This window comes from Desulfosarcina sp. (assembly GCF_033791525.1).
GTDB lineage: Bacteria > Desulfobacterota > Desulfobacteria > Desulfobacterales > Desulfosarcinaceae > Desulfosarcina.
The window spans coordinates 21,696-29,376 of the sequence record NZ_JASJGN010000366.1; the positions used below are offsets into that span (position 1 = coordinate 21,696).

General features: G+C 55.7%; 6 protein-coding genes and 1 tRNA gene. 5 read left to right on the forward strand and 2 right to left on the reverse strand.

Annotated features, from left to right (window positions below; all coding sequences use genetic code 11):
• Nucleotide 1 precedes the first annotated feature (1 nt).
• A complete protein-coding gene (locus QNK41_RS18095; protein WP_319259678.1) occupies nucleotides 2-787 on the reverse strand; it encodes a SurA N-terminal domain-containing protein in 786 nt (261 codons plus the stop codon).
• A gap of 6 nt (nucleotides 788-793) precedes the next feature.
• A complete protein-coding gene (gene mfd, locus QNK41_RS18100) occupies nucleotides 794-4,291 on the reverse strand; it encodes a transcription-repair coupling factor (RefSeq protein WP_319259681.1) in 3,498 nt (1,165 codons plus the stop codon).
• Nucleotides 4,292-4,417: 126 nt separating this feature from the next.
• Here mfd and QNK41_RS18105 point away from each other — a divergent pair.
• The 5 genes from QNK41_RS18105 (at nucleotide 4,418) to QNK41_RS18125 (ending at nucleotide 7,674) form a co-directional block, all read left to right on the forward strand.
• Nucleotides 4,418-4,493: transfer RNA gene (locus tag QNK41_RS18105), tRNA-Thr, on the forward strand.
• Nucleotides 4,494-4,710: 217 nt separating this feature from the next.
• Nucleotides 4,711-6,564, forward strand: a complete 1,854-nt coding sequence (locus QNK41_RS18110) for an ATP-dependent helicase (protein ID WP_319259684.1) — start codon at nucleotides 4,711-4,713, stop codon at nucleotides 6,562-6,564.
• Between the two features lie 234 nt (nucleotides 6,565-6,798).
• Nucleotides 6,799-7,131 (forward strand): hypothetical protein, encoded by a 333-nt coding sequence (locus tag QNK41_RS18115; RefSeq protein WP_319259686.1) that lies wholly within the window; start codon nucleotides 6,799-6,801, stop codon nucleotides 7,129-7,131.
• 54 nt (nucleotides 7,132-7,185) lie between these two features.
• Nucleotides 7,186-7,314 carry a hypothetical protein gene (locus QNK41_RS18120; RefSeq protein ID WP_319259689.1) on the forward strand — a complete coding sequence of 43 codons (129 nt, stop codon included), beginning with the start codon at nucleotides 7,186-7,188 and terminating at the stop codon, nucleotides 7,312-7,314.
• Nucleotides 7,315-7,392: 78 nt separating this feature from the next.
• Nucleotides 7,393-7,674: an HU family DNA-binding protein gene (locus tag QNK41_RS18125; protein ID WP_319259692.1), complete on the forward strand. Its 282-nt coding sequence runs from the start codon at nucleotides 7,393-7,395 to the stop codon at nucleotides 7,672-7,674.
• Nucleotides 7,675-7,681: the final 7 nt, after the last annotated feature.

Below are 7,681 nucleotides of genomic sequence, written 5' to 3' on the forward strand. Positions count from 1 at the left end.
ACTATTCCTTTTCCTGACCGGTGGATCCGGCGCCGGGGCGTTGGGACCGCTCCCACAGCTCCCAGTTGATCTCGACCCCGTAGCGCGCTCGCAGCCCGTCCATCCATGGCGGATACGCCGCTTCCACCTTCTCGAGCCGGAGCCGTTCAACGATGTGATGCTTCAAATCGATCTTCGGCGGACTTTCATCATTGCCGGCAAAGTCTTCTTCGTGGGCTTTATAGTAAGCTTCAATATCCTGTGCGGTTATGTTCACCGGTTGAACCAGTTCCCGGTCCACCACTTTTTCCATAAGCAGGCGCACCCGCAGCCGCTCCGTCCACAATGAATAGGGGATGGCGCTTTCCAGCAGCATCTGTTCGAATTCGTCTTCCGGGTAATCCTTTTTAATTGCCTGGATCGCCGCTTCAACTTCGGTATCATCCAGTACGATGCCCAGTTCATGAGCCCGGCGGTCGACGATCACCTCTTCGGTCATTTGATTCAGCAGGCGCAACCGCGCATTTTCAATCATCTGAGGATCCACCGATCGGTCGTCGCTATAGGCAATCCGGGCAGCCTCAAAGGCGCGTTCGAACTGGGCTTGGGTCACGGTCTGCTGGTCGGTGCGGATCAGCACGGCATCCTGCTGCGATGAATTGTCCGGTCCCGAACAACCCGTCCATGCAACCATTGCTGCGCAACAGATGAGGCGGCACACATGCCTCACAACCGGCGGACAGCGTCGCATCGCCAATTTTTCATCATGAGTATAACTCACTGCAAATTTTCTAAATATGGTTCTCATAAGCCTTCAGGAATTAACATGTTGCGCTATTTCGATCAAGATGTTTTTCGCCTGGGCCAGCATGGTCCGCGCAGTCCCTTTGACCAGCGTGGCTTTGAGCTGGTGGTCCGGGGTGAATTGGTAGGGTTGTTTACCGTTGGTGATCATCTGGACAATTCCCAAGGGTCGCTGTTGATGGGTCTCGCTGAATGCCAGGCACAGCTGCTGGCCGTAAAGGTCCAGGCGCTTGATCCCGGCACGGACCGACAATACACGCAGCATGATCTTCAACAGCAAATTTTCCGTCTCTTCGGGAAGTGGGCCGAATCGATCCGCCAGCTCAGCCTTCATGGCGGCGATTTCCTTGAGATCGGTCATCTTGGCCAGGCGGCGATAGATGGACAGCCGTTGGTCGATATCGACCACATACTCCTCGGCCACATAGGCGGACATGGGCAGGTTGATTTCCGGCTCCAGTCCTTCGGTGATGGGCTCCCCTTTCATCTGGGCCACGGCCTCTTCCATGAGCTTGAGGAACATATCATAGCCCACGGCGGAAATGTGGCCGGATTGGGACGCGCCCAGAATCGCCCCGCCGCCCCGGATTTTCAGATCGTTCATGGCAATCTGGAAACCGGATCCCAGATCGCTGTGTTCCATGAGTACTTTGAGACGTTTTTGGGCATTTTTTCCCAGCCGGGTTTCTTCGGGAATGAACAGGTAGGCATAAGCCTGCTCGTCGGACCGGCCCACCCGGCCCCGCAGCTGGTAGATCTGGGCCAGACCGAACCGGTCTGCCCGGTTGACCAGGATGGTGTTGGCCGTGGCCACATCGATGCCGGACTCGATGATGGTGGTGCACACGAGCATGTCGATCTCTCGGTTCATGAAGCGCATCATTACCGACTCCAGATCCTCTTCGGCCATCTGCCCGTGGGCAACGGCCAGGCGGACCTCGGGTACCCTTTCCTGTAGATAGGCGGCCATACGGTCGATGGCCTTGACGTTGTTGTGTACGAAAAAGATCTGTCCGCCCCGGGTCAGTTCACTGCGGATGGCCTCGCTTACCACGGTGTCGTCGAACTCGCACACGTAAGTGATGATGGCATGGCGTTGCTCCGGCGGTGTAGAGATCACACTGATGTCCCGGATGCCCATCATTGAGAGATGCAGTGTTCTGGGGATGGGGGTGGCGGTGAGGGCCAGCACATCTACGGTGGTTCTCAGTCGTTTGAGCTTTTCCTTGTGCCGAACGCCAAATCGCTGCTCCTCGTCGAGGATAAACAGTCCCAGGTCGGCAAAGGTGACATCCTTTTGAAGCAGCCGGTGGGTGCCGATGACGATGTCTACGGTGCCTTTTTTTATCTCTTCCACGATCCGGCGCTGCTCGGGCCGTGACCGGAAACGGCTCAGGCAGGCGACCTTCACCGGGTAGGCATCAAAGCGCTGGACAAAGGTGGCGTAATGCTGTTCGGCCAGCACCGTGGTTGGAACCAGCATAGCCACCTGTTTGGCCTCGCTGACGGCCAGGAACGAGGCTCGCAGGGCCACCTCGGTCTTTCCGTAACCCACGTCTCCGCATACCAACCGGTCCATGGGGGTGGTGCTGTGCATGTCCTCGAGTACATCTTCGATGGCCTTGAGCTGATCCGGGGTCTCCTCGTAGGAAAAGTTTGCCTCGAAGTCGGCAAAATGGCTGTCGGCTGCGCCGTACCCGTGCCCGTCGTTGATCTTGCGCTGGGCGTAGATCTTGAGCAGTTCCCCGGCGATTTTTTCCGCTGACCGACGCACTCTCTCTTTGGCCCGCTCCCAGGCCCGGCCGCCCATTTTGTCCAGGGCCGGCATCATGCCCTCCACCCCCATGTACTTCTGGATCAGCCCCATGCGATCCACGGGCAGATAGAGGCGATCCTCATCCCGGTAGGCGACCAGCAGGAAGTCATTGACGGTGCCTTCCAGGCTTAGTTTAATCAGCCCTTCGTACTGACCGATGCCGTGCTCGTCGTGGACCACCAGGTCCCCCTGCTTCAAGTCGGAAAAGGCCAGCAGTTCAGTTCGCACGGTCGTTGCACTGCGTCTGGGGCGCTTGGCCCGGGGGCCGAAAACTTCGGCCTCCGTGGCTACCGCAAGACCGTCTGTCGGCCAGATAAATCCTGCACTCAGGCTGCCCCGGCAGATGAACAGCCCCCCCGGCCGGAGCTTTTGCGGAAACGGTTGGCCGGTGACCGCTTCGACGCCATGAAGAGCCAGAATTGAAGCCAGCCGGCCGACCTGGCGGGCGGTCACACAGGCCACCACCCAGGTGCGACCCGCATCCTGTTGCGCTGCCACCCACTTTACCAGCGGGGCTGCCGGATGGTCGGTCTTCCTGGCCTGCTCCATGGCCAGCAACAGCTCGCCGTTGTCTGCAGTTTCGGCATATACGGTGTGACGATCGACAGCACCGGTCACCACCAGCGGTGCCAGCGAGACGGCCCGTCGACGGGTTAGATCGGCACTGATTTCTTCCCAGTTTAAAAACAGGTCCGTCGGCTCCACACACAGGTGTTTTTCGCTGCGGGCTTTGCGATAGTTAACCTGGGCAAGCTGTTCGCTTTTGGCGGCGACCTGGGCCAGTTCGGCCGGATTTTCGGCGATGATGACCGTGCCTTCCGGCAGGTAGTCGAAAAGGGTGTCCATGTGGTCGTAAATCATCGGGGTGAGATTTTCGATGCCGGGAAACACCCCTTGCTCCTTGATGCGCTGCACGATGTCCCGGACGGCGGTGCGCGGCAGTTCCTGTTCGAGTCCGCGTGCCCGGAAGCGGCCGACGATTACATCCAGTCGGGCTTTCTCTAAGGTTACTTCTCTGGCCGGCAGAATGACCGCTTCGTGCACATGTTTCAGACTGCGCTGGCTGGAAGGGGAAAAAAAACGGATGGTTTCTGCAAAGTCGCCGAACAATTCGATGCGAAGGGGGTTTTCATATAGGGGCGAAAAGATGTCGATGATACCGCCGCGGACGCAAAAATCGCCCGGCTCTTCCACGACCACGCTGCGGGTATAACCGCCGGCCACGAGTTTGGCCACCAGGCGATCCGGTTCGATCTCCTCTTCGGCGAGGATCAGCTCCGCAAAGTCGGCCAACACGGACTTGGGAATCAGTCGTTGACGCAGGGCCGTGGCTGCGGTCACCATAATTTGCGGCTGCTGACCCTCGATCATGGCATACAGCGCCCGGATGCGACGGGCAGCTGTTTCGTTATGGTAGGACATGAATTTGAACGGGGAAATATTGTAAGGGGGAAAGAGAACTGCGGCGGAGCCCGTTTCTCCGGAAAAGAAATCGATTTCCGCCTTCCGCTGTTCGGCGGCTTTGGTCGATGCGGCCACCACCAAAACGGGCGACTTGAGCACCCGTCTGACGCCGGCTGCCAGACGAGCACCGGCGCTGCTTCCCATACCGGCAACCACGAGGGGGCCGGTGCGCTCGGCAATGGAACGGATCAGCCTGTCCGATGTACTTTTTTCTTGCTTTTGATTCATAAACGCTATACGTGATCCTTCTATTTTTCAGCCGGCGCAGCTCAGCTGGCGGCGCAGCTGATTCCCAATAAGCATCTAAAAAATCGAAATAAAATGCTTGCCTGCGAATCAGCGGGACAGTTAAACGCCACCGTAGCTCAGTTGGTAGAGCAACGCACTCGTAATGCGTAGGTCCGCGGTTCGACTCCGCGCGGTGGCTCCAAAACCAGTTCCGGGTTCCCTCATCTGCCTTGCGGGAACCCGTTTTTTTTGACACCCGGCACCCGATGGCATCCGAATCGGCACAAGTCCGCCGATGGGCGCCTTATTATCGCAACCTGCATCGCTTTTGCAACCGCGGTTTGTGATCATCACCCTTTTTTACCATCGTCAGGCTGCCGGTTGCCCGATAACGCCAGTCAGGACAGGAGAGATTTTTCATGCAGCTTTCACCCGAGCAGCAAGTCGCTGTCGAACATACCGGCTCCCCGGCCCTGGTTGTGGCCGGCGCCGGATCGGGAAAGACCCGAACCCTGACCGCAAAATTTGCCTACCTGGTGGAATCGGGCATGCTGCCCGAACAGATTCTGGCCATCACTTTCACCAACAAGGCGGCCGGGGAAATGAAGGGCCGCCTGATTCGGTTGACCGGCATGGGTGTCCAGCGCTTTCCCTGGGTGCGCACCTACCATTCCGCCTGCTTCCAGATCCTTAAGGAATACAGCTACCTGATGGGTTTTCATCCGCCCCTCCAGGTCTTTACGTCTTACCACCAGCTAAAGACCGTCAAGGATGTGCTGTTAACCCTGAATTACGATAAAAAACATGCCATGTCCGTGCTCGGGCAGATTTCCAATGCCAAAAACAGCGGACATCCCGGTTCCTATTTTGACAACCATCCCCGGAAGGGCAACATCCGCCTGGCCGATGTGTACGAGCGCTACGAAGGGGTCCTTAAAGCGGCCAATGCAGTCGATTTCGACAATATCCTGCTGTTGACCCGTAACCTGCTGCGGGACCATGCAGACGTCCGGCAGCGCTTCCAGACCCAATTTCAATACATTCTTTGCGATGAATACCAGGACACCAACGACCTGAACGAGGAGATTACCGCCTTGCTGCTCAAAGACGGTAATCTTTTTGCCGTCGGTGACGACTGGCAGTCCATTTACTCGTTCCGGATGAGCAACGTCGGTCATTTCCTATCTTTTAAAAGGAAGTACAAGGGCGCACGGATCTTCAGACTGGAGCAGAACTACCGCTCGGCCGATGAAATCGTGCAACTGGGCAACCGGGTTATCGGCCATAATGAAAACCGTATGGAAAAGGCCTGTTTCTCGGACAAGGAAGGCGGCGTGGTCGAGACCCATGAGTTCTATACCGACCAGGAGGAGGCCCGTTGGGTGGCGGACAAGATACGCAGTATGGTCAGAATGGGTATTCCCTATGAAAAGATGGCGGTGCTCTACCGCACCAAGTTCTGCTCCCTGCCCTTCGAACAGGCCTTCCGCCGGGCGCACCTCCCCTACCACATGATGGGCGGCAAGGGCTTTTTTGACCGGGTGGAGATCCTTGACCTGAATTGTTACATCACTGCCGCGGTGTTCGACAAGGATGACACTGCTTTCGAACGGGTCCTCAACACGCCCAAACGAGGCATCGGGCCGGGGACCGTAAAAAAGATATCTCAGATGCGCAGGGGACCCATGAGTCTGAAGGAGGCCGCCCGGGTGGCGGTTTCCGAACGCGTGCTCACCCCCAAACTTTACCATTCCCTTAACGATCTGCTGGCACTTCTGGACGAGATTCGGGACCTGCGACCTGATGAAGCCATACGCCAGGCGATTGCCCGCACCGGTTACATGGACCATCTGGAAAACTACACCCGATCCAATTCCATGGACTTCACCGCCCGTCAGGAAAACATCGATCAATTGATCCACGCCGCCTCCCAGAAGGCGACAATCGTTGACTACCTGGAAGAAGCCGCACTGGTCCGAGAGGACAAAGATGATGAGGAGGAATCCAACGGTGTCAACCTTTCCACTGTGCACGGGGCCAAGGGCCTGGAGTTTCACACGGTTTTCGTGATCGGGTGCGAAGAGCAGTTGTTCCCCCACTGGCGATCCATGGACAGCGCCGAAGACCTGGAGGAGGAGCGTCGGCTCATGTATGTGGCGGTGACCCGGGCAGAGCGCTGTCTCTTTATTACTTCCGCCAATTTTCGCAAAGGCCAGTTCAATCCCCGCAGCCGTTTTTTAGACGAGATTGACACGGTATTGGCCAATCGGTAGCTGCCTCTTTCCGTTGAGGTGGGATGCCGAACGTGGTTAACGTTTCTGGATTCTCTATTGCCCGTCAGCTGATTCCGGATTAAATGTTTATGGTATCTTATGAACTTGACATCCTTCGGTCTTGCGTATATTTCTAATAGCTGTATGATTTTATTGAACAAAGCGGTATTTCAGCGCTTACTATAAATCTTGAGATACCCTGATGTGTGTCGTGAGGCACAGAATCGAGAACCGATGAATTGTATCGATGCCGTAGAAGGCATGGCCAAGGCTTTGCTGGGAAAGTTTTTGGATGTTTCCACAGAGTATCGCATGGACGACAGTGAATATATCCGCAATGTCAAGGCGGTTATCGATGCGGTGATCCTCTTTGTCAAAAACAATCCGGAGGTCAGCGACAATCCTGAGCTGATCCGGGATGTCCTTTACCATTTTGCGAAAATTCGATGGTTGGCGCGTCTGGAGAAAACCGTCGATTCTGATCAGGAGGCGGGTGCCACGCGAGACCTCGAGTACCAGGAATACTGTTATGATTACCTTTATGCACACGGTAACTACCCGCGTTGACCCAACACGCATCCCGTGGCAAAAGCCGGATTATCCAAAAAGGGAAATTCTCACATGACCGAAACTGAAGATGAAGCGCTCAAAGCCGAAATTGACGAGATAATGAGCAGGGTGGATACGATTATGGACAAGGTCGCCCGGATCATTCCCGAAGATAAGAAAGAAACCACTGGGCAGGAGTGACCGAGTCGGGTTCCATGATCCGATGCTGCTTGAACCCCAATACCTGGAAACCGGCAACCATTTCTCTCAGGAGGCGCTATGGCATTGACCAAGAACGACATCGTCGCTAAGGTGAACGACTTGGGTTTTACGAAAAAAAATTCCATTGAAACCGTTGAATCCCTGCTCGAGATCGTCAAGGGGACCCTCGAAGATGGAGACGATCTACTGGTATCCGGTTTTGGAAAATTCTGCGTGAAGGAAAAAAAGAAGCGACGGGACTACTTGATTAAATACATTTGGGGTAAGCATATACTTCATATGTTTTTAGTTAATTTTCTATCTATTACCGGCTTCACTAGTGAAATGGGTATTAAGTGATTGTTGT

Bases quoted from the DNA above. Each gene is read 5' to 3' on its own strand.
- QNK41_RS18095 (WP_319259678.1), bottom strand. From the start codon at position 787: ATGAGAACCATATTTAGAAAATTTGCAGTGAGTTATACTCATGATGAA.
- mfd (WP_319259681.1), bottom strand. From the start codon at position 4,291: ATGAATCAAAAGCAAGAAAAAAGTACATCGGACAGGCTGATCCGTTCC.
- QNK41_RS18110 (WP_319259684.1), top strand. From the start codon at position 4,711: ATGCAGCTTTCACCCGAGCAGCAAGTCGCTGTCGAACATACCGGCTCC.
- QNK41_RS18115 (WP_319259686.1), top strand. From the start codon at position 6,799: ATGAATTGTATCGATGCCGTAGAAGGCATGGCCAAGGCTTTGCTGGGA.
- QNK41_RS18120 (WP_319259689.1), top strand. From the start codon at position 7,186: ATGACCGAAACTGAAGATGAAGCGCTCAAAGCCGAAATTGACGAGATA.
- QNK41_RS18125 (WP_319259692.1), top strand. From the start codon at position 7,393: ATGGCATTGACCAAGAACGACATCGTCGCTAAGGTGAACGACTTGGGT.